This window comes from Novosphingobium soli, assembly GCF_042432915.1.
GTDB classification, from domain to species: domain Bacteria; phylum Pseudomonadota; class Alphaproteobacteria; order Sphingomonadales; family Sphingomonadaceae; genus Novosphingobium; species Novosphingobium soli.
In genome coordinates this window covers 534543-555034 of record NZ_JBHLWK010000010.1, presented here as the reverse complement: position 1 = coordinate 555034, position 20492 = coordinate 534543, and the positions used below count along the sequence as shown (strand labels likewise).

Genomic DNA, 20492 nt, shown 5'->3' with positions numbered 1-20492 from the left:
ACGTCTTTCGGGCAGCTGGCGCCGCCGCACCTTGCATGGAATCGTCTAGCAGGTCATGAAGCGGCGCGCCATGACCTACCTTTTCCGCCGTTTCGCTTTCCTGGCCCTGGGCCTCTCGCTGGCGCTGCCGCTCGCCGCCTGCGGCCGGCAGGGCGCGGACGAGAGCCCGCCGCTGGAAGGCGCGGCGATCGGCGGCCCCTTTACGTTGGTGGACAAGCACGGCAAGACCGTCACCTGGGACAGCTTCAAGGGCCGGTGGCGGATCGTCTACTTCGGCTATACCTTCTGCCCCGACGCCTGCCCGCTCGACGTTCAGGCGATGATGCGCGGCTTCGCCCTGTTCGAGAAGAGCCATGCCGCGCAGGCCGCGAAGGTGCAGCCGATCTTCATCTCGATCGACCCGGAACGCGACACCCCCGAAGTGGTCGGCGAATGGACCGGCGCCTTCGGCCCTCGCCTGCTGGGCCTGACCGGCACCCCCGCGCAGGTCAAGCAGGCGGCCGCGGCTTTCGCCACCCCTTACTCGAAGGGGCCCGAGACCGCCGGCGGCTACCTGATGGACCATGGCCGGTTCGCGTTCCTGATGGATCCCGATGGCAAGCCCATCGCCATCCTCGCCACCGACAAGGGGCCCGACGCGGTGGCCGCCGACCTTGCCAAGTGGGTGAAGTGAGCGAAGGCAAGCCCTTCTGGGAGCGTCCCCTCGACCAGCTCAGCCGCGAAGAGTGGGAGGCACTGTGCGACGGCTGCGGACAGTGCTGCCTCCACAAGGTGGAGGACGCCGACACCGGCGAGATCTACCATACCAACGTCGCCTGCAAGCTGCTCGACCTCAAGACCGGGCGTTGCAGCGACTACGCCCATCGTCGGAACCACGTGCCCGACTGCCTGCGCCTGACGCCCGAGACCGCGGGCCGGCTCCCCTGGCTGCCGCCGAGCTGCGCCTACCGCCTGAGGGCCGAGGGCGACCCGCTGCCGGAGTGGCACTACCTCGTCTGCGGCGATCGCGACGCCGTCCACCGCGCCGGGATGTCGGTGGCCGGCAAGGTCATCTCCGAGACCGTGGCCGGCCCGCTCGAAAACCATATCGTGTGGCCCTACGGCGAGGACGAGGACGACGCGGCGGACTGGGACGACGACGATGATCTGGAGCCCTGGGACGTCGCCCCGCCCGGGCGGAACGGCTAGCCCGGATGCTCGACTGGCTGCGCCGCGATCCGGCCGAGGAGCAGGTCGTGGACGTCGCCGGGCGCCGCCTGCCGGTTGTCATCCGGCGGCTGGAGCGGGCGCGCCGCATGACCATGCGCCTGGCTCCCGATGGCAGCGAGGTGCGCATCTCGATCCCGCGCTGGACCCGCACCGCGGAGGCGCTGGGCTTCGCGCGGAGCCGGCGGGAGTGGCTGGCGCGGCAGCTCGCCGCGGTGCCGGCCGCCACCCCGATCGCGGACGGGGCGGTCCTGCATTTCCGCGGCGCTGCGCTGGTGCTGGCCCATGATCCGGCCGCGCCGCGCCAGCCTGCCGTCTCTGGCGAGGTGCTGCGCGTCGGTGGGCCGGCGGCCTCGCTGCCCGCCCGGCTCCAGCGCTGGCTGCAGGCCGAAGCGGGCACCCTGGCAGCGGCGGATCTGGCGGAATACTGCGATCGAGCAGGCCAACCCTGCCCGCCGCTGGCGCTCTCGAACGCGCAGCGGCGGTGGGGGTCCTGTGCCCACGACGGGGCGATCCGGATCAACTGGCGGCTCATCATGGCGCCCGACGCGGTCCGCCGCTCGGTGGTGGCGCACGAGGTCGCGCACCTGGTCCATTTCGACCATTCGCCCGCCTTCCACCACCTGCTCAAGACGATCTTCGAGGGATCGGTCCACGAGGCCAATCGCTGGCTCAAGGCGAACGGACGCACGCTCTACGTGCCGTTCGGGTAGCGTAAGGCCCCATTAGCGCCTAGATAGGGGCCATGTTTCTGTTCAAGCGCTCCGGCTACTGGAAAGACGTGCGGCCCACCGGCATGGTGGGAGACTTCGTGGAAGTGTGGAAACAGGCGGGCCACAACCGCTGGCGGATCGCCGCGGTCTCGGCCGCCTGCACCTTCGGCGTCTTCTACGTGATGAGCACCCAGGAGGCTAAGGGCCCCCATCCGCCCCCCAAGGTGACCTATATCTCGGTGCTCAAGCAGCACCGCACCGACGCCGAGATCATGGCCGAGAACGTCGCGAACCAGGCCGCCAAGGAGGCCAACGCGCGCGAGCTGGCCCGCCGCGACAAGGAAGTGCGCGAGCTCTACAAGACCATCGGCCGCATGTCCGGCATGGACGTGGAGAAGATCGCGCGCGAGGCCGACGCGCAGGACGCCGCCGCGGAGAAGGCGGAGCGCGAGCGGATCGACGCCACGCTGCGCCGCTCGGGCGTGGAGGCCCCCAAGCTCACGCCCGATCCCGCCGCGCGGTGAGCGACGACGCGCGCTGGCTGGCCGCCACCGCGGCGCTCGCCGCGCGTGCGCGGCCGCTGAGCCGGCCCAACCCGGGCGTCGCCGCCGTCATCGTGCGCGACGGCCGCGTCGTCGCGCGCGGCTGGACCCGGCCCGGCGGGCGGCCCCATGCCGAGGCGATCGCGCTGGCCGCGGCGGGCGAGGCGGCGCACGGCGCCACTCTCTATGTCACCCTGGAACCCTGCGCCCACCGCTCCGCGCGAGGACCCGCCTGCGCCGACCTGGTGAGCGCATCCGGCCTCGCCCGGGTGGTCGTCGGCTGCATGGACCCCGATCCCCGCACCGCGGGTGCCGGCCTCGAGCGTATTGGCGCGGCCGGCATCGAGGCCACGTTCCTGCCCTCCCCCGCCTGCGCGGCCAGCCTTTCGGGCTATCTGACCAGCCAGCGCCTCGGCCGACCCGAAGTCACGCTCAAGCTCGCGCTCTCGCTCGACGGCTGCATCGCCCTGCCGAGCGGCGAAAGCCAGTGGATCACCGGGCCCGAGGCGCGGGCGCATACCCATGCGATGCGCGCCCGCGCCGATGCGATCCTGGTCGGCGGCGGCACCCTGCGCGCCGACGAACCCCGGCTGGACGTGCGGCTGCCCGGCCTGGAGGCCCGCGGCCCGGCCCGCTGGGTCCTGACCCGCGGCGCCGCGCCCAAGGGCTGGCGTGCCCTGCCCGCGCCCACGGCGATCCACGCCATGGACGGCGTGCTGCACCTCTTCGTCGAAGGCGGCGCGAGCACCGCCGCCGCCTTCCTCCAAGCCGGGCTGGTCGATCGGCTGCTGGTATACCGTGCGCCCGTGCTGCTGGGCGGCCGCCAGGGAATCGCGGATTTCGGCCTGGCCTCGCTCGCCGCGGCGCACGGCCGGTGGCGGCTTGCCGAGCGCCGCACGCTTGGCATCGACACGCTCGAAGTCTACGACGCCCGCGATCTCACTGGAAGCTAGGCCATGTTCACCGGAATCGTCACTGCCCAGGGCACCATCCGCGAGGCGCGCCAGAGCGGCGACCTGCGCGCCGTCATCGCCTGCCCGTTCGATCCGGCGGGCATCGCCATGGGCGCCTCGATCGCCTGCTCGGGCGTGTGCCTGACGGTGGTGGACAAGGGCGGCATCGCCGGCGACGCCTGGTTTGCGGTCGACATCTCCGCCGAATCGGTCGCCCGCACCGTGCCGGGCCGCTGGGAGGAAGGGCGCAGGCTCAACCTCGAACCCGCGCTCCGGCTGGGCGACGAACTGGGCGGCCACATCGTCACTGGCCACGTCGATGGTGTCGGCACCGTCGCCCGCGTGGAGCCGGTCGGCGACTCGCTGCGCTTCACCATCGCCGCGCCGCGAGAGCTTGCCCCCTACCTGGCGCCCAAGGGCTCGATCACGCTCGACGGCGTCTCGCTGACGGTCAACGAGGTCGCCGACGAGGCCGACGGCACCTGTCGCTTCACGCTCAACATCATCCCCCACACCGCCGAGGTCACCACCATCGGTACCCTGCGCGAGGGGGACGGCGTGAACCTGGAGATCGACGTCCTCGCGCGCTACCTGCAGCGCATACAGTCGCTGCGCAGCTAGGCGCGGCTTGCGGCGCCTGACGGCGCCGACCCGCGTCAGCCCCGCAGCGGGCCGCTTGCGAAGCTCTCGCGGGTGATGGCGAAGACGACGTGCTCAACCATCACCCCGCCGCGCTCATGCCGGCAGGTGCGGTCGGTGAGGATGCCGCCGATGTTCGCCATCGCCTTGCGCGAGACCACGTTGTCGATCCCGACCTGGAAGGTCACGCGCTCGTAGTGCTGCAGGGCATGGGCGATCAGCAGGCGCTTGAATTCGGCGTTGTAGCCCTTGCCCCAGTGGCTGCGCGCCAGGAACGACCAGCCGATCTCGATCTCGTCCGCCGCCTCGGCCTCGGGCACGCCGTAGCGGCTCGATCCGATGATCGCCCCACTGGCCATGTCGACGATGGCGAAGGCCCCGCCCCCGGCGATCGCATCCTCGAAGAAGGCGCGGAAGACCGGCTCCTGCCAGCGGTCGTGGGAGGGGTGGACGGCCCAGATCGACGGGTCCGACGCCACCGCGAAGAGCGCGTCCCAGTCGTCGGGCTGCAGGGGACGCAGCGTCAGCCGGTCCCCTTCGAGGACCGGCTGCCGGTCCATGTCAGGCCGTGACGTCGGCAACGGCGGCGACGAACTGGTCGATGTTCGCCATCGTCAGCCCGGCCACGTTGATGCGGCCGGAAGCGGCGAAGTAGATCCCGTGCTTGGTGCGCATGGCCTGCACCTGCTCCGGGGTGAAGGGGACGATCGAGAACAGGCCGTTCTGGCCGCCCACCGGCGTCAGGTCGACGCCGCCGGTCTTGCCCGCCGCGGCGAGCTTCGCGCGGACCTGGCGCATGCGGTCGCGCATCTGGTCGAGCTCGTCGAGCCACTGCGCGGTCAGTTCCGCGTCCTCGAGCACGAGGCGCACGGCCGCGGCGCCATGGTCCGGCGGCTGCGACCAGTTGGCACGGGCCAGCGCATGGCCGTTCGACATGACCTTGGACAGGTCGGCCGGGTCGGCCACCATCGCGTAGAGCGCGCCCACGCGGTCACGATAGAGGCCGAAGTTCTTGTCGCACGAATAGCTCACCAGCGCTTCCGGCACGGCGACGAGGACGCGGCGCAGGCCGTAGGCGTCCTCCTCCATCCCGGTGCCCAGGCCCTGGTAGGCGAGGTCGATGATCGGCAGGATGGTGCTCTGGGCGAGGAGCGCGGCGATCTCGTCCCATTCGGTGTGGGTGTAGTCGATGCCCGTCGGATTGTGGCAGCAGCCGTGCAGCAGGATGGCATCGCCCTCCTGCGCCGAGGCGATGGCGGCGCGCAGCGCGTCCATGTCGGTGGTGCCGTCGGCGGCGGCGTGGTTGAACTCGAACACCTCCAGGCCCAGGTCCGCGCAGATCTGGTTGTGGTTCGGCCAGCTGGGCTTGCCGACGATCACGCGGCGGTATCCCGCCCGCTTCACCATCGCCAGCGCCAGGCGCAGCGAGCCGGTGCCGCCCGGGGTCTGCATGCCTTCGATGCGGCCGCCCATGTCGGCGCTGTCCTTGCCGAAGATGTAGGGCATCAGCTTCTCGACGAAGCCCATGTCGCCTTCGGGGCCGAGGTAGGCCTTGGAGTCCTGCTCGGCGACCAGCTTGGCCTCGGCCGCCTTGATGGCGCCGAACACGGGGGTGTCGCCCTGGCCGGTGCGGTACACGCCGACGCCGAGGTCGATCTTGTCGGCACGCGGGTCCGTGTTGTGGAGCTTGATCAGCGCGAGGAGCGCGTCGGCGGGCTGTTGCTTGAGGTCGTTGAGCATGGCGGGCGGCCCTTAGCCCTGCCGGCCCATGGGCGCAACAGGCGAGTGCGCCCTGCCCGCCCGCGGCGGCAAGGATGTTGCGCGCCGGCCCCACCCGGCGCGCCCAAAGCTGTCAGAACGGCAGCCAGCGCTGCTCCTCGGAGAACTTCATGTAGCCGATGTTGGCCCCCAGCCGCAGGCCGGCGCCGGCGCGCACGGGGATCAGCACGATGTTGCCGCGCCGCAGGTAGCTGACGGTGAACCCGCCAACGAGGTAGGCCTGCCCTTCGCCCGCGCCGAAGCGATGGAACAGCTCCTGCGTGTCGTAGAGGTTGTAGACCAGCACGAAGGCGCTGCCGGCATTGGCGCCCGCGTCGAAACCGATGGAGGGACCCGTCCAGTAGACCGGGCGCTCGCCCTCGATCTTGTGGTGCAGCGTGCCCGAGCCGTAGCGCAGCCCGACCGCGATGGCACCGCCCGCCTCGCGGCCGACGATGTAACCGTTGGGCTCGCCCTGCTTGGCCAGCAGGTCCTTGATGACGTCGGCCAGCCCCTTCGCGCCTTTCCCGAACACGCCTTCGGCCGCGCCGATCAGGTCGTCCTCGCGGTAGGTCGCGCTCGAATCGCCGACGGGCGGCGGCGGAGCGCTGGTGGTCGTCGACGTCGTCGTACTCGGGGTGGAAGGCGCCTGCGCGGGGGGCGTGCCCCAGTCGCTCCCCGGCGCGCTCTCGATCGGGGTGCCGTTGGCGGCGGCCGGCGGCGCGGCATAGGGATCGGCAGGGGCCGGCTCGAAGCGGGTGCCCTGGTTGAGATCCGCGTCGATGGCGGCGTCGGGATCGACCGTCGTCACTTGCGCGGCGGCCGGCGCCAGCGGCGCGACGAGAGCCAGCAGCGCTGCCGCGAGCGCCACCAGCGAGCGCGGCCTCCCGGCCCGTGCGCCTGCTGCGATGGATTGCTTGCGACTTGGCATACCTTGACCCTCCATGGCGCGACCCGACCCGCCGCAGCAAGGTCGGGCACGTCCGCCCCCCGCGCCCCTTGCGCGGTAAACCGGTGCCATCCCACAAGAATCCACCGCGCCTGACCTCGCAATGAACGGGCGATGGTCCGAGTCGCTTTTGCGGCGGGGCGAGTCGCCCCTTCCGGCGTTCCAGCTGCCAACAATCGAACAATCGCCTGCTTCACCCCCTTGCCGCCGCCGATACCTCTGGCTATAGGGCCCGCCTGAGCCGCATCCGGAGACGTGGGTGAGTGGCTGAAACCAGCGGTTTGCTAAACCGTCGTGCCCTTAAGGGGGCACCCCGGGTTCGAATCCCGGCGTCTCCGCCAGCGCGCTGTTCGCCAGCGTCGCTGCTTGTGCGCTAGCCGCCCGAAAATCGGGCAAACGTCCGCTTTCCAGCGCTATATCGCTGCTCCTCTGCGGACCGCTTCAGGGCTTATCCCGGCACGTAATAGCACCATTCGAACTGGATGCGTTCGAGCGACTTGGAGCCTTGCCGGCCCGCGATCGCATAGAGCGCCGCATCGACTTCGGTCGGCGGCGCTGCCTCGAAGGGCGTGCCCCCACCGCCGCCCGCTCCGAACTCGCGACCGGACGATGTCCGGAAGTGCAAAGCGTCGATGGTGCCGCCCCCGCGGCCATGGGCGGAGACGATTGTCTCACCCGCTTCGAGTACCAGTTCGTGCCGCGTTCCCCCGCGACCGCCGTGCAAGCCGCCGCTCACGTCGCCGTAGAAGATCTCCAGCCCATCGACGCGATCGCCGGCATGAAGGACAATCTTCGAGATCGGGAGCCCACGCGGATCGTCGCGGAACGACGTTGCGATGTTCGAGCCTCCATACGGCCCGCTCGTCGCAAAGACCGCCAGCTTATCCGGCTTGTTCGGGTTCCGGGGATTGAAGTAGGGCCACAGCTTCGAGGCTTTGAGCGTGTAGTCGAGGTTCGCCAGAAACTTGTGGCCCTCCTGCGTGCGGATGAACTCACGCAGCCCCTCGGCGTCGCGCTTCGCCTCGGAATCGCCGGTTCGCCGGCTGTACGGGATCTTCTGATAAAATCCCGTAAGAACATCCGTTACATACCAGTAGTGCTCCCCGAACCAGGACGAGTCGTCCTTGTTCGCGACGATCTTGCTGACTCTCCAGGAGAAGGCCGTGTCGCGGGATACCAGCACGGCAGTGATATACTTGTTGATTGTATCTTCGACCATCTGCTCGTGCAGCGCTTTATTCGGATCCTCGTAGCCGTATATCGTCTCGAAGAACTGCGCCTGGTCCCGCAGCGCGGTGAGCTTCAGCGTCCCCATGGCGACGAGATACGTCAGGGTTAACTGTGGCGCCGTCTGGTGAAAGAAGTTGGGCTCCTGCTCCTCGAGCAATCCCAGAAGGACCGTGAAGAACTGCCCCTTCTGATCTCCTTGCGCCTCCAAGTAGCGATCGATGACGTTACCGATGCCGAGTATCTCGTCAAGGAGCCCCTGCGCCCTCTGTTCATCGATCAAGTCATGGCACAGTTGCGCGACATCATCCTTGATCTGCTGCCAGACGACCTTCGGGTCGTCCTTGTCGTCCGGCCAGAAGACGCCCACAAGTCCGCTGAGCAGATTGCCGACGACGGGCACCTCGTTCAAGCCCGTGACGAGAGCCGTTTCCAAAAGGCTGTTCCAGTCGATCTCGCTGTAACCAAGTTCCTCTTGGAGGATAACGGTCCCAATTGGCGGCAGACGCATCTCTGCGGCTTCAGCAATGAAGATTACGTCTGCAGAAGGAACGCCTGCCATCACCTGAAACTCCATTTCGAGAGTTAGACACAATATAAGTATACTTGTGCGCAAAAGACGCGAATCAAGATCCAAGTACGTGAGGTGACACAGTGATATCTTCTGTTTTTGCAGAGTCGAATCCAATTTTAATTTGATTAAGTAAACATTGTAATTTCCTTGCTGAGTACAGCGGCAGGAAGTGACCATCGTTTTCGGCAGTTAATAGGTAAATGGGAGGTTTGAAGTCGCCCTGTTGCAATGGGGCGGGCATCCCCGATAAGCGCCACACCGGGCACGCGAGGCAGACGTGTGCCGCTCGTGATTGCTGCTCCGGACGCAACAGATCGCCAGGCCGGGACGGAAGCGCACATCTGCGGAAGTCTTGGCGAGGCCCGCCTGTCAGAGGCGTCCTGCTTCAAGAGTCACGAAGCTGCCCGGGTCGAGACCCCTTAGCCCGGTGTGGAGACCGGGCCAGCCTCGGCGGCTTCGGGGAAGAACATCGCGACGACCTCGTCGGCCACGCGCACCGGCAGGCGCGAGGCGGCCTCGATGCAGCACCAGCGGGACTTCACTTCGGCGATCACCTCGTCGCCGCGGCGGATCGTGGTGTCGTAGAACGCGCTCTCGCGCTTCACCTTGTCGAGGACGACGTGCGCCATCAGGCGGTCGCGCAGGAAGGCGGGCTTGCGGTAGGTGATCTCGTGCCGCAGCGCGAGCCACTGGTAGGCGGCCACCGCCGCCGGCGAGGCGACACTCCGCCAGTGCGCGATCACCGCCGCCTGAACCCACTTGAGATAGGTCGCGTTGTTGACATGACCCATGAAGTCGATGTCCTCGGGCCCGATCGTCACCGGGCATTCGTGCTTCTGGGCGCAGGTCATGCCCCTTGGGATATCACCGGTTTGTGACAGCCCCGATATGGGCGCGAAGGCTCCCCCCCTCTCCGGGACCGCCGCGGCCGCATTATCCGGCCGCGACCCGAGGTTCAGCCCTCCTCCAGTCCGAGGACGATCCGCCCCGCGGCCTGGCCGGAGAAGCCCGCCTCCATCGCCGCGCGATAGTCCGCCAGCGGATAGCTGCGGGCGATCCGCGGCGCGAAGATGCCCTTCGCAGCCAGCGCCATGACCTTGCGCCGGTTCTCCTCCGCCTCGCGCGGGCGCTTGAGGGCGTGGTCGCGCATCTGCACGCCGATCAGGCTGGCGCTCTTGAGCAGCGGCAGGTTGGTCTTCAAGGCCGCGATGCCGGCCGGAAAGCCGATGACGAGGTGCCGCCCGTCGTACCCCAGGCTGCGGAACGCCGGCTCGGTCGCGTCGCCGCCCACGGGATCGAACACGATGTCGATCGCCGCGCCGCCGTTCGCGGCGCGGACCTGCTCGCGCCAGTCCGCGGCGCCGGTCGTCACCACCGCGTCGGCGCCAGCCTCCAGCGCCACCCCGCGCTTCTCGGCGCTGGAGGCCGAGGCGATGACGCGCAGGCCCAGGTGCTTGCCCACCTCGACCGCGGCATGGCCCGTCCCTCCCGCCGCGCCGAGCACCAGCAGGCTTTCGCCCGGCCGGGCACGCGCGCGGTCCGCCAGCGCGTAGTAGGCGGTCATGTAGTTGACCGGGAATACCGCCGCGGCCTCCAGCGACATGGCGTCGGGCACGCGGGTCAGCTTGTCGGCGGCGAAGGTGTTGGCCTGCGCGAAGAGCCCCCCCAGCCCGCTGCAGAACACGCGGTCTCCCACCGCGAGGCCGGTGACGCCCGCCCCCAGCGCCTCGACCACCCCCGCGGCTTCGCTGCCGGGAATGAACGGAAGCGGCGGCTTGAACTGGTACTGCCCCATCGCCGTCAGGACGTCCACGTAGGAGACGCCGGCGGCCTTGATCGCCACGCGCACCTCGCCCGGTTGCGGCGGGCCGGGATCGAAGGCGCGGAGCTGGTAGGTTTCGGGTGGGCCGAAGGCGTCCCCGATCACGGCTAGAGGCACGGCGCGATCTCCTGTCCAGGACCTAATGCTGGCCGCCGTCGCAGCGCACGACCGAGCCGGTGACGTTGATCGAGGCGGGGCTCGCGAGGAACAGCGCGGCGGTGACGATGTCCTCGGGCTCGGCGGCGTGGCCGCGCGGGATCGCGATCGGCCCCCTCCCCTTGTCGGGCCAGGCCTCGACGATGTCGGTGCGGAAGGCGCCGGGCGAGAGCGTGTTGACCCGTACGTGGGGCGCGTACTCCCACGCCAGGCTGCGGCTCATCGCGTTGAGCGCGGCCTTCGAGGAGCCATAGGGGACCACTTGAGGCAGCGGCATCATCGCGCCCGAGGACGTGACGTTGATGATGCACCCCGCCGGGCCGCCCGCCTCGGCCGCGTCGAACATGCGCTTGGCGACCTGGGTGGAGAGCCGGAACGGACCTTTGAAGTTGAGGTTCAGCACGGCGTCGAACAGCGCCTCGGTCACCTCGTGGCTGGGCGCGCGCGGGCTCATCCCCGCGTTGTTCACAAGGATATCCACATGCCCGAAGGCGGCATAGGCCTCCTCCACCAGCCTGTCGCAGTCGGCCCATCGCCCGGCGTGGGCGGAGACCGCCAGCGCGCGGCGACCGAGCGCGCGGATCTCGGCGCAGACCGCCTCGCAGTTCTCCAGCTTGCGCGAGGCGACGATCACGTCGGCCCCGCGTTCGGCGAAGGCCCGGACCATCTGGTAGCCGAGTCCGCGCGAGCCGCCGGTGACCAGCGCCACCTTGCCGGTGAAGTCGAACAGCGGGTCCACTCAGGCGGTCTCCGCCGCCGGGCCCGCGATCGGGCGCGGTTCGCGCGCGTCGGGATAGCGCTCCAGGGCCCTGGCCAGGCGGGACGGGATATGCTCGGAGGGAAACAGGCCTTTCGCGGGGACGGCGCGCTTCAGGTAGGCGCGGGCGAGCTGGCTGCGGTGCGCGTCGGTCGGGCCGTCGGCGAAGGCCAGCGCCATGTTGCCGCCGTACCACTTGGCCAGCGGCATATCGAGGCTGATGCCGAGCGAGCCGTGCAGTTCCAGCGCGCGGCCGACGACGTTGGCGTAGACCGAGGCCATCGCCACCTTGCACATGCCGATGTGCTTGCGCGCGGCGCCGTGCTTCATCCGGCCTGCCTCGATCTCGTCGATCAGCCAGGCGGTCTTGAGCACCAGCAGCCGGAACTGCTCGAGCTCGATCACCGAATCGGCGATCTTGGCCTGGACCATCTGGTGCTCGCCCAGCATCGCCCCCTTGGTGCGACGCGAGACGGCGCGCTCCAGCATCATGTCGAGCGCACGGTTGCACAGTCCCACCGTGCGCATCGCGTGGTGGATGCGCCCGCCGCCCAGCCGTGCCTGGGCCACCTTGAAGCCGCCGCCGCGCTCGCCCAGCATGTGATCGCGCGGGATCCGCACCTTGTCGTAGCGGACGTGCGCGTGATGGCCGTTCTCGGGATCGAAGTCTCCGGCGATGGCGACGTTGCGCAGGATCTCGATGCCCGGGGTGTCGCCCGGCACGATAAACATGCTCATCCGCTCGGTCAGCGGCGCCTCGGGGTCGGTGACGGCGATGACCAGCAGGAATGCGGCGAAGCGGGCGTTGGAGGAGAACCACTTCTCGCCCTCGATCACCCACTCGTCGCCGTCGAGGGTGGCCGTGCAGGTGAACACCTCGGGATCGGCACCGCCCTGGGGCTCGGTCATCGAGAAGCAGGAGACGATGTCGCCCGCCATCAGCGGGCCGAGGTACTTCTGCTTCTGCTCGGGCGTGCCGAACATCGCCAGGATCTCGGCGTTGCCGGTGTCGGGCGCGGCGGTTCCGAAGACGGTGGGGGCCCAGTGCGAGCGACCGAGGATCTCGTTCATCAGCGCCAGCTTGATCTGCCCGTAGCCGGGGCCGCCCAGATGCGGACCGAGGTGGCATGCCCAGAGCCCCTGCGCCTTCACCTGCTCCTGCAGCGGCCTGAGGTGCCGGCGCGCCGCGGCGTTGGAGACGTCGAACTGTACGCCGGATTCCGGGAACAGCAGGTCCATCGTCTCGCACTCGTCGCGCACGAAGCGGTCCATCCAGTCGAGCTTGGCCTGGAATTCGGGCTCAACGGAAAAGTCGATCATCTTGCCTCTCCTCGGATCCTTCCACGGCGCCGCGCGGCACGGCGCCCGGTCCACCTCCCTGCCCCGGGAGACGTCATTTCAGCCTGCGCACCATCCGGGCGGTGTCCTCGAAGCAGTTAAGGACGATGCGCGAGAAGAACCGGCCGGTCTCCTTCGACAGGATCCCCGCCTCGGCCTGGGCCACCTTGTATTCCAGCAGGCAGCCCGACTTGAACTTGGACAGGACGCTGAACCAGTCGAAGTCGCGGATGTCGCGGCCGGTGCCGGCGCAGTAGTAGCGCCCCAGCTCCTGTCGGGTGGGGAAATGCGCGGGGTTGTTCAGCGCGGTGGGGAATTCCCGTCCCGGGTCGTCCTCGTCGCGCATGCCGCCGGTGAACCAGCCCATGTCGATCATCGGGTCGCCGATGGTGGAGAGCTCCCAGTCGATCATCGCCGCGAGCCTGGCTGGCGGGCCCCACTGGAACATCATGTTGGGCGTGCCCACGTCTCCGTGGATGATGCCGCGCACTTCGCGGGGCAGCGTCGAGCCGCGCAGCCACTCCTCCGTCTCCGCATAGCCGGGCAGCGCGCGCGGTTCGTAGCCCTTGTACGTCTCCGGGTAGGAGGCGAGCTGGCCGGCCCAGCGATCGACCTGCCGTTCCAGGAACCGCCCCGGCTTGCCGTAGTCGCCCAGGCCGATCGCCTCGTGATCGACGTTGGCGAGCTTCACCAGCCCGTCGACGATGGCGAAGGGGATGCCGTACTCGTAGGGCATCGTGTCGAAGGGCGGCTCGTTGTGGATCTTCTCGTCGCGCAGGTTGGGCGCCCAGCCGTCCACCTTCTCCATCACGTAGAACGGCGCGCCGACCACGCCCTCGTCCGCGCAGGAGCCGTAGCAGACCGGGTGCGGCACGTCCGTGGCGTTGAGCGCGGTGAGGATGCGCGCCTCGCGCAGCACGCCCCGCTCGGCCCCGGGCGGCGGCACCGCCGGGGGGCGGCGCATGACCATCGGCTTCTCCCCGCGATCGAGCGTCAGCACGACATTGGAGGTGCCCCCGGACAGCAGCGCTGTCCGCAGAGGACCGCGACCCAGTTCGGGCACGTGCGCGTCGAGCCAGTCGGTCAGCGGGCCGGCAGGCGCAAGGCGGTCGAGGTCGGCGTCCATGTCAGGCTCCTTCGGTCTCGCGGGCGCGCTCGTATTGCCGCAGCCGCGCTTCGAGGTCCTTCCGGATCAGGCGCAGCGCCGCGGCCGCCTGCCGCACCTGCGCGTCGTCCATCGGCCCGGCCACCGCTTCGGCCAGCGCGTCGGCGCGCGCGTCCAGGGCGCGCTTGCGCGCGATGCCTTCCGCGGTGGCGCGCAGCAGGACGGCACGCTTGTGGTCGGGATTGGGCCGCGTCTCGATCAGCCCCGCCTCGACCAGCGAGTTGGCCGCACGCTGGACGATCTGGCGGGGCTGGCCGAGCGAGCGACCGATCTGGGGCACGGTGGGCGCGCGTTCGGCCTCGACCACCGCGTTGAGCACGGTCACCTCGGAATCGCCGAGGCCATCCGGCCGCCGCGCATCGGCGAAAAGGCTCCTGAGCCGGCCGTTCAGACGGATGACCTCGTCCGAGAGGCTGACCAGGGCATGGCGGGGTGCCGCAGCTTCGTTCATGCAGCGTCGGTGTCATTTTGACATGATCGTGTCAATTTTCGCACGGCGAACGCGCGCTGCCATCGCCCCCGCGCTGCGGCGGGCACCGCGGTCAGAACTTGGCGGGGAACATCCGGATCGGGACGGGCGGGTCCACCGGTTAGGCGCGCGGCGGCTGTACCTCACGATGCGCGACCCGCAGCACGCCGTAGCCGAGCAGCCCGGCGGCAAGCGAGCCGGCCAGGATGCCGATCTTCGCCTCGGACTGCAGCATGGCATCGCCGGGAAACGCCAGCAGGGCGATGAACAGGCTCATGGTGAAGCCGATGCCGCACAGCAGCGCCACCCCCAGCATCTGCATCCGGCTGGCATGCGCGGGGGCGTCGGCCAGACCCAGACGGACCGCGAGGACCGAGAAGCCGAAGACGCCCACCGGCTTGCCGAGGAGAAGGCCGAGCGCGACCCCGAGCGTGACGGGCGCCGCCAGCGCCGAGGCCGGCAGCTGCAGCACCGGCACGCCGGCATTGGCGAAGGCGAAGAGCGGGACGACGAGGAATCCCACCGGCACGTGCAGCGCATGCTCCAGCCGGTGCAGCGGGCTTGTGGCGTCGCGGTCGGACCGGCTGGGCGTCATGTCCATCGGGATCGTCAGCGCCAGCACCACCCCCGCAAGCGTCGCGTGGATGCCCGAACGGAAGACCAGGACCCACAGCACCAGGCCCAGCAGCAGGTACGGCGACAGCCGCCGCACCTGGAGGCGGTTCATCGCCATGAGCGCCGCCACCACGACGGCGGCGCCGACGAGATCCGGTAGCGAGATCTGCGTCGTGTAGAATAGCGCGATGATGATGACCGCGCCGAGGTCGTCGATGATCGCCAGGGCCGCCAGGAAGATGCGCAGCGACGCCGGGACGCGGCGGCCGAGGAGAGAGATCACGCCGAGCGCGAAGGCGATGTCGGTCGCGGCCGGGATCGCCCAGCCCCTTGCGGTCGGGCCGGTGTTGACGGCGTAGAACAGCAGCGCCGGCACCGCCATGCCGCCTAGCGCGGCGATGCCCGGAAGGATGCGCCGCGACCACGAGGAGAGCTGCCCGTCGCGCATCTCGCGCTTGATCTCGAGCCCCACCAGCAGGAAGAACACCGCCATCAGCGCGTCGTTGATCCAGTGCGCCACGGACAGCGGACCGAGATGACCGTGCAGCACGGCTTCGTAGGTGTGCGCCAGCGGCGAATTCGCCACCACCAGCGCCAGCGCTGCCGTCCCCATGAGCACCAGCCCGGCCGAGGACTGGCTGTTGAGGAAACGGCGAAGGGCACTGGGGGACCTGAGGCGGACGAGGGCCATGCGAACTCCGGGCAAGATCATGCATGCGCTGGCGGCCCGACCAACGCCACGAAACCTGCCCGCCGCGCGGCGAACACCCGGTAGGGTCCATGGCATCGCTCCGGCCCGCTCGCAACCCTGCGGGGACTTGTGGCATGCCGCTTGAGCCTGCCCGGCCGCGCCATCATGGGCGTTGACACCGCCCCGTCGCTCGACGATCAGCAGGCCGTGGTCCCGGGGGGCGTGGATTGAGAATCGTCATCATCGATGACAGCGGGCTGCGCGCGACCGTGCTCGAGGAGGGCCTGCGCGAGGCCGGCTACGACGACATCCACATCGTTCCCCCGCGCGGCGCCTTCGTGGCCCGCCTGGAACGCATGGCGCCCGACGTCGTGCTGATGGACCTCGGCAGCCCAAGCCGCGACACGCTGGAGGAGATGCTCATCGTCAGCCGGGCGCTCGCGCGCCCGATCGCGATGTTCGTGGACCAGTCCGACGAGGCGATGATCGGCGCCGCCATCGACGCCGGCGTCTCCGCCTACGTGGTGGACGGGCTGCGCAAGGAACGGGTCAAGCCGGTCCTGGAACTGGCGGTGCGGCGCTTCAACGCCTTCTCGCGCATGCAGTCCGAGCTGGAGGAGGCGCGCACGGCACTGGCCGACCGCAAGCTGATCGACCGCGCGAAGTCGATCCTGATGAACCAGCGCGGCCTGTCCGAGCAGGACGCCTATGCGCTCCTGCGCTCCAGCGCCATGAACCAGGGCAAGAAGATCGTGGACGTGGCGCAGGCGCTGATTACCGCCAGCGACCTGCTGGGAGGGGCATAATGACGACCAACCTGCGCATCGCCTTCCTGCCGCTGAACGACGTCGCCGTGCTCGCCGCGGCCCGCGACCGCGGCTTCGCCGAGGAAGAGGGCCTTTTCCTCGATCTCGTCCGCACGACGAGCTGGGCCACCTTGCGCGACCGGCTGGTCTACGGACAGGTGCAGGCCGCGCACATGCTGGCGCCGCTGGCGGTGGCGGTGACGCTGGGGCTCAGCCAGCAGCCCGCCGCCCTCGCCGCGCCGTTCAAGCTGGGCGTGAACGGCAACATGCTGGTCATGGACAAGGAGTTCGCGGCGGCGCTGGTCCCCGATCCCGCCAGCCGACTAGCCGATCCGCTGGGCATGGCGCACGACTTCGCCGCCGCCATCGGGCTGTGGCGGCGCAAGCCGGTGATCGGCGTGGTCCACCGCTTCTCCAGCCACGCGCTGATGCTGCGCTACTGGCTGGCGAGCGCGGGGGTCGATCCCGACCGCGACGTGGTGCTGCGCGTGCTGCCGCCCTCGCTGACGTTCGAGGCGATCCATGCCGGCGAGATCGACGGGTTCATCGCCGGCGAGCCCTGGGGCAGCGCCGCCATCGATTCCGGCCGGGCCGAGGCGGTGGCGATCGGCGAGCGCATCTGGCGCCGCGGGGTGGAGAAGGTGCTCGCCTTCCGGGAAGGCTGGCTTGAGGAGAATCCCGAGGTCGTGGACCGGCTGCTGCGGGCGCTGGCGCGCGCCGCCATCTGGTGCGACGCCCCGGAGAACCGGGAGGCGCTGGCCGACCTGCTGGCCGATCCCCGCTACGTCGGCCAGCCGGCGGACCTGATCCTGCGCGCCCTGAGCGGATCGATCGTCCCGCGTGCCGGCGACGCGGCCGTCGCCTGCCCCGACTTCGTGCTCTTCTCGCGCGAGGCGACGCCGTTCCCGTGGCGCAGCCAGGCCTTGTGGATCTATTCGCAGTTCGTACGCTGGAACATGGTCGAAGCCTCTCCCGAGCATGCCGCGCGCGCCGCGGCGGTGTTCCGCCCCGACGTGTTCCGCCGCGCGCTGGCGGGCAGCGGGCTGCCGATGCCGGGCGCCAGCATGAAGCTCGAAGGCGCGGTCGAGGCCCCCCTCGCCGTCGGCTCGCGCGATGGAGACCTGACGCTCGGACCCGACCGCTTCTTCGACGGATGCGTGTTCGACCCGGAGCGGATCGACGAGTACCTCGCGGGATTCGCCCGTCCCCGCTGATCCGGCACGATATTTTCCGGGTTGCCTCGCGGGGCGATTCGCGAGAGTATAGGGCCGTCGCGCGATGATGCGCGCCTACCCGGATGGGCTGTTCCAAGGGCGGAACGCCATCCTCACCGAAAATTCGCAGCAAAGCCGCTGACCGGACTCACCATCGGGTGACGTCCGGCCTGCGGCTTTTTTTCGTGTCCGCTTCATGGATATGGGGGACGTAGAATGGCTACCGCATACTGGCGACCCGATGGAGATCCCGCCTCCGCCGACCTTCCGGCCGAGGCTTCAGGCGAGCAAACCGTCAGCTTCTGGAAGGCGGGCCATCCGCCGACGCTGATCGCCGCCTTCCTCTATTTCGACCTGGCCTTCATGGTGTGGGTCCTGCTCGGCCCGCTGGCGCCGGAGATCGCCGCCACGCTGGGCCTGACGCCGGCGCAGAAGGGCCTGATGGTGGCCGTGCCGACGCTGGCGGGCGCCCTGCTGCGCGTCGTCAACGGCCTGCTGGTGGACCGCATCGGCCCCAAGCGCTCGGGCGCGATCAACCAGGTCGTCGTCATCCTGGGCCTGTTCTTCGCCTGGTCGATGGGGGTCAGCAGCTTCGGCGGGACGCTCGCGCTGGGCGTCATCCTCGGCTTCGCCGGCGCCAGCTTCGCCATCGCCCTGCCGCTGGCCAGCCGCTGGTACCCGGCCGAGCACCAGGGCAAGGCCATGGGCCTGGCCGGCATGGGCAACTCGGGCACCGTGCTCGCCTCGCTCTTCGCGCCGACGCTGGCCAAGCTGTTCGGCTGGAACGCGGTGCTGGGCCTCGCGTGCATCCCGCTCGCCGTGGTGCTGGTGGTCTACTGCGCGCTCGCCAAGGACGCCCCCAACCCGCCCGCGCCGCGCAAGCTGGTGGACTATGCCGCGCTGCTCCGGCAGGCGGACGCCTGGTGGCTGATGGCCTTCTACGCCGTCACCTTCGGCGGCTTCGTCGGCCTCGCCGCCTCGCTGCCGATCTACTTCACCGACCAGTTCGGCCTGAGCACCGTGGTCGCGGGATACTGCACCGCCGGCTGCGTCTTCGCCGGCTCACTGGTCCGCCCCATGGGTGGCGCGCTGGCCGACCGGATCGGCGGCGTGAAGGCGCTGATGATGGTCTATGCGGTCGCCGCGGTGGCGCTCGTCGGCGTGTCGCAGGCGCCCAGCCTGGCCGCCGCGCTGGCGCTGTTCGTGGTCGCCATGCTGGCGCTCGGCACCGGCAACGGCTCGGTGTTCCAGCTGGTCCCGCAGCGCTTCCAGGCCGAGATCGGGGTGATGACCGGCCTCGTCGGCATGGCGGGCGGCATCGGCGGGTTCTACCTCGCCAGCTCGCTCGGCCTCGCCAAGCAGTTCACCGGCAGCTTCGCCCCCGGCTTCCTGATCTTCGCCGGCCTGGCGGTGGTGGCCCTCGCCTCGGTGGCGCTGGTCAAGGCCCGCTGGCGGGCAACCTGGACCACCGGCGCACGCATCTGACCCGAGGCGCGGAGCGGCCGCGCGCCGCTCCGCCCTCCCCGTCCCGAAGGACGCTTCTTCCATGCACACGATGAAACCCTGGGCGGCCCTCCCGGTCGTCGGCGCGGCGGCTTGCGCCCTGCAGGCGCAGGCCGGCGAGGTGAAAGTCAAGCCCGTCGCCGAGGCGCGCGTCCGCTACGAGCACGTCGAGCAGGACGGGCTCGACCTCGACGCCGATGCGGTGACCGTCCGCGTCCGCGGCGGCGCGCAGGCCAGCAGCGGCGCGCTCAGCGCCACGGTCGTGGCGCAGGGCACGCTGGCGGTCCTGGGCGACTATGCCGACGGCCTCGGCCGCGACCCCGCACGGCCGCTGGTGGCCGACCCGCAGAACGTCGCGCTCTACCTCGCGCAGATCCAGTACCAGGCGCGGGGCGTGACGCTCACCGCCGGCCGGCAGAAGATCGCGCTCGACGACGAGCGCTTCGTCGGCAACATCGCCTTTCGCGACAATGCGCAGACCTTCGACGCGGTGCGCGCCGAGATCGCGCCGCTCCGCGGCGTCAAGCTCGACCTCGCCTATACCTGGAGCGTGCGCACGATCTGGGGCATCGACGGGACCGGCGGGCGCCAGCAGGCGGTCGGCGGCGATACGGTGCTCGCCAACCTCTCGTGGGACACCCCGCTCGGCAAGCTCACCGGCTTCGGCTACCTGGTGGACCAGGACGAGGCCGCGGTGCAGGGCTTCCGCCTCTCCAGCCAGACCTACGGGCTGCGGCTCGCCGGCACCCGCGCGCTGGGGCCCGCCGCGAAGCTGTCGTACCAGGCGAGCTACGCGCGCCAGTCGGACTGGCACCGCAATCCCAACGATCACCGCGCCGACTACTGGCTCGCCGACGCCACGCTGGACGTGAAGGGGTGGAAGCTCAACGCCGGCTACGAGGTGCTGGGCGCGGGCAAGGGCGCGGCAGGCGGCGTGCCCCTCACCAGCTTCCAGATGCCGCTCGCCACCAATTTCAAGTTCCAGGGCTGGGCCGACAAGTTCCTGACCACCCCGCCGAACGGGGTACGCGACCTCTACCTCGGCGGCGGCTACGGCGCGCAGCGGCTCGGAGGCCTGACAGCGGTCACGCTGCAGGCGATGTGGCACCGCTTCGACAGCGACCGGCTGGACCAGCGCTACGGCAGCGAGGTGGACCTGCTCGCCTCCGCCAGGCTGCACGCCACCACGGTGGCGCTGCGCTACGCGCATTACGAGGCACGGGCGCTCGCCACCGACACCGACAAGGTCTGGCTCCAGCTCGATTGGGTGATCTGAACGCGGGGCCTGCGGGAATCGCTTGAGCCGCGGCCCGATCGAGTCTATGTTGCAGTGCAAAGGACAGCGTTGTCCTTCACATCGCCGAAGCGCTCCATGGACGGGGCGCCCAGGCACCG

21 protein-coding genes and 1 tRNA gene are annotated in these 20492 nt (G+C 69.9%); 11 read left to right on the top strand and 11 right to left on the bottom strand.

Annotation, left to right across the window (positions count from 1 at the left end; all coding sequences use genetic code 11):
- The first annotated feature begins 70 nt into the window (after positions 1–70).
- From ACFFJC_RS09175 to ACFFJC_RS09150, 6 genes are read left to right on the top strand one after another with little or no spacing between them, the layout of a single operon-like run.
- Entirely contained in the window at positions 71–673 is a 603-nt protein-coding gene (locus tag ACFFJC_RS09175) for an SCO family protein (RefSeq protein ID WP_379487187.1), read from the top strand.
- On the top strand, positions 661–1188 hold the full coding sequence (locus ACFFJC_RS09170) for a YcgN family cysteine cluster protein (protein ID WP_379487186.1): 528 nt from the start codon (positions 661–663) through the stop codon (positions 1186–1188). Before ACFFJC_RS09175 ends, ACFFJC_RS09170 begins: the two co-directional genes overlap by 13 nt.
- A gap of 5 nt (positions 1189–1193) precedes the next feature.
- Positions 1194–1919 (top strand): M48 family metallopeptidase, encoded by a 726-nt coding sequence (locus ACFFJC_RS09165; protein WP_379487185.1) that lies wholly within the window; start codon positions 1194–1196, stop codon positions 1917–1919.
- Positions 1920–1951: 32 nt separating this feature from the next.
- Positions 1952–2443, top strand: a complete 492-nt coding sequence (locus ACFFJC_RS09160; RefSeq protein WP_379487184.1) for a hypothetical protein — start codon at positions 1952–1954, stop codon at positions 2441–2443.
- The gene (gene ribD, locus ACFFJC_RS09155; RefSeq protein WP_379487183.1) at positions 2440–3414 is read left to right on the top strand and encodes a bifunctional diaminohydroxyphosphoribosylaminopyrimidine deaminase/5-amino-6-(5-phosphoribosylamino)uracil reductase RibD; all 975 of its coding nucleotides are present in this window, start codon (positions 2440–2442) and stop codon (positions 3412–3414) included. Before ACFFJC_RS09160 ends, ribD begins: the two co-directional genes overlap by 4 nt.
- Positions 3415–3417: 3 nt before the next feature.
- Positions 3418–4035 carry a riboflavin synthase gene (locus tag ACFFJC_RS09150; RefSeq protein ID WP_379487182.1) on the top strand — a complete coding sequence of 206 codons (618 nt, stop codon included), beginning with the start codon at positions 3418–3420 and terminating at the stop codon, positions 4033–4035.
- A 35-nt stretch (positions 4036–4070) separates the two neighbouring features.
- Here ACFFJC_RS09150 and ACFFJC_RS09145 read toward each other — a convergent pair whose 3' ends face one another.
- The 3 genes from ACFFJC_RS09145 to ACFFJC_RS09135 form a co-directional block, all read right to left on the bottom strand.
- Entirely contained in the window at positions 4071–4613 is a 543-nt protein-coding gene (locus tag ACFFJC_RS09145) for a GNAT family N-acetyltransferase (RefSeq protein WP_379487181.1), read from the bottom strand.
- Between the two features lies 1 nt (position 4614).
- Positions 4615–5793 (bottom strand): amino acid aminotransferase, encoded by a 1179-nt coding sequence (locus ACFFJC_RS09140; RefSeq protein WP_379487180.1) that lies wholly within the window; start codon positions 5791–5793, stop codon positions 4615–4617.
- 112 nt (positions 5794–5905) lie between these two features.
- On the bottom strand, positions 5906–6742 hold the full coding sequence (locus tag ACFFJC_RS09135; RefSeq protein ID WP_379487179.1) for a DUF1134 domain-containing protein: 837 nt from the start codon (positions 6740–6742) through the stop codon (positions 5906–5908).
- 267 nt (positions 6743–7009) lie between these two features.
- Between ACFFJC_RS09135 and ACFFJC_RS09130 the strand changes: the two genes are divergently transcribed.
- Positions 7010–7101: transfer RNA gene (locus ACFFJC_RS09130), tRNA-Ser, on the top strand.
- A 107-nt stretch (positions 7102–7208) separates the two neighbouring features.
- Here ACFFJC_RS09130 and ACFFJC_RS09125 read toward each other — a convergent pair.
- From ACFFJC_RS09125 to nhaA, 8 genes are all read right to left on the bottom strand, one after another.
- On the bottom strand, positions 7209–8564 hold the full coding sequence (locus ACFFJC_RS09125) for a jacalin-like lectin (protein WP_379487178.1): 1356 nt from the start codon (positions 8562–8564) through the stop codon (positions 7209–7211).
- 416 nt (positions 8565–8980) lie between these two features.
- On the bottom strand, positions 8981–9412 hold the full coding sequence (locus ACFFJC_RS09120; RefSeq protein WP_379487177.1) for an acyl-CoA thioesterase: 432 nt from the start codon (positions 9410–9412) through the stop codon (positions 8981–8983).
- A 104-nt stretch (positions 9413–9516) separates the two neighbouring features.
- Positions 9517–10500, bottom strand: coding sequence for an NADPH:quinone oxidoreductase family protein (locus tag ACFFJC_RS09115; RefSeq protein ID WP_379487176.1), 984 nt, complete (start codon positions 10498–10500; stop codon positions 9517–9519).
- Between the two features lie 22 nt (positions 10501–10522).
- The gene (locus ACFFJC_RS09110; protein ID WP_379487175.1) at positions 10523–11278 is read right to left on the bottom strand and encodes an SDR family NAD(P)-dependent oxidoreductase; all 756 of its coding nucleotides are present in this window, start codon (positions 11276–11278) and stop codon (positions 10523–10525) included.
- Positions 11279–12616 (bottom strand): acyl-CoA dehydrogenase family protein, encoded by a 1338-nt coding sequence (locus ACFFJC_RS09105; protein WP_379487174.1) that lies wholly within the window; start codon positions 12614–12616, stop codon positions 11279–11281.
- A gap of 73 nt (positions 12617–12689) precedes the next feature.
- A complete protein-coding gene (locus ACFFJC_RS09100) occupies positions 12690–13760 on the bottom strand; it encodes a phosphotransferase family protein (protein WP_379487173.1) in 1071 nt (356 codons plus the stop codon).
- Between the two features lies 1 nt (position 13761).
- Entirely contained in the window at positions 13762–14250 is a 489-nt protein-coding gene (locus ACFFJC_RS09095) for a MarR family winged helix-turn-helix transcriptional regulator (RefSeq protein ID WP_379487172.1), read from the bottom strand.
- A gap of 139 nt (positions 14251–14389) precedes the next feature.
- A complete protein-coding gene (nhaA, locus tag ACFFJC_RS09090) occupies positions 14390–15574 on the bottom strand; it encodes a Na+/H+ antiporter NhaA (protein WP_379487171.1) in 1185 nt (394 codons plus the stop codon).
- Positions 15575–15801: 227 nt separating this feature from the next.
- Between nhaA and ACFFJC_RS09085 the strand changes: the two genes are divergently transcribed.
- The 4 genes from ACFFJC_RS09085 to ACFFJC_RS09070 all read left to right on the top strand — a co-directional run bounded on the left by ACFFJC_RS09085 (position 15802) and on the right by ACFFJC_RS09070 (position 20373).
- The gene (locus tag ACFFJC_RS09085) at positions 15802–16380 is read left to right on the top strand and encodes an ANTAR domain-containing response regulator (protein ID WP_379487170.1); all 579 of its coding nucleotides are present in this window, start codon (positions 15802–15804) and stop codon (positions 16378–16380) included.
- On the top strand, positions 16380–17594 hold the full coding sequence (locus ACFFJC_RS09080) for a CmpA/NrtA family ABC transporter substrate-binding protein (protein ID WP_379487169.1): 1215 nt from the start codon (positions 16380–16382) through the stop codon (positions 17592–17594). Before ACFFJC_RS09085 ends, ACFFJC_RS09080 begins: the two co-directional genes overlap by 1 nt.
- Before the next feature lie 216 nt (positions 17595–17810).
- Positions 17811–19079, top strand: coding sequence for a nitrate/nitrite transporter (locus ACFFJC_RS09075; RefSeq protein WP_379487168.1), 1269 nt, complete (start codon positions 17811–17813; stop codon positions 19077–19079).
- Positions 19080–19149: 70 nt separating this feature from the next.
- The gene (locus ACFFJC_RS09070) at positions 19150–20373 is read left to right on the top strand and encodes a hypothetical protein (RefSeq protein WP_379487217.1); all 1224 of its coding nucleotides are present in this window, start codon (positions 19150–19152) and stop codon (positions 20371–20373) included.
- Positions 20374–20492: the final 119 nt, after the last annotated feature.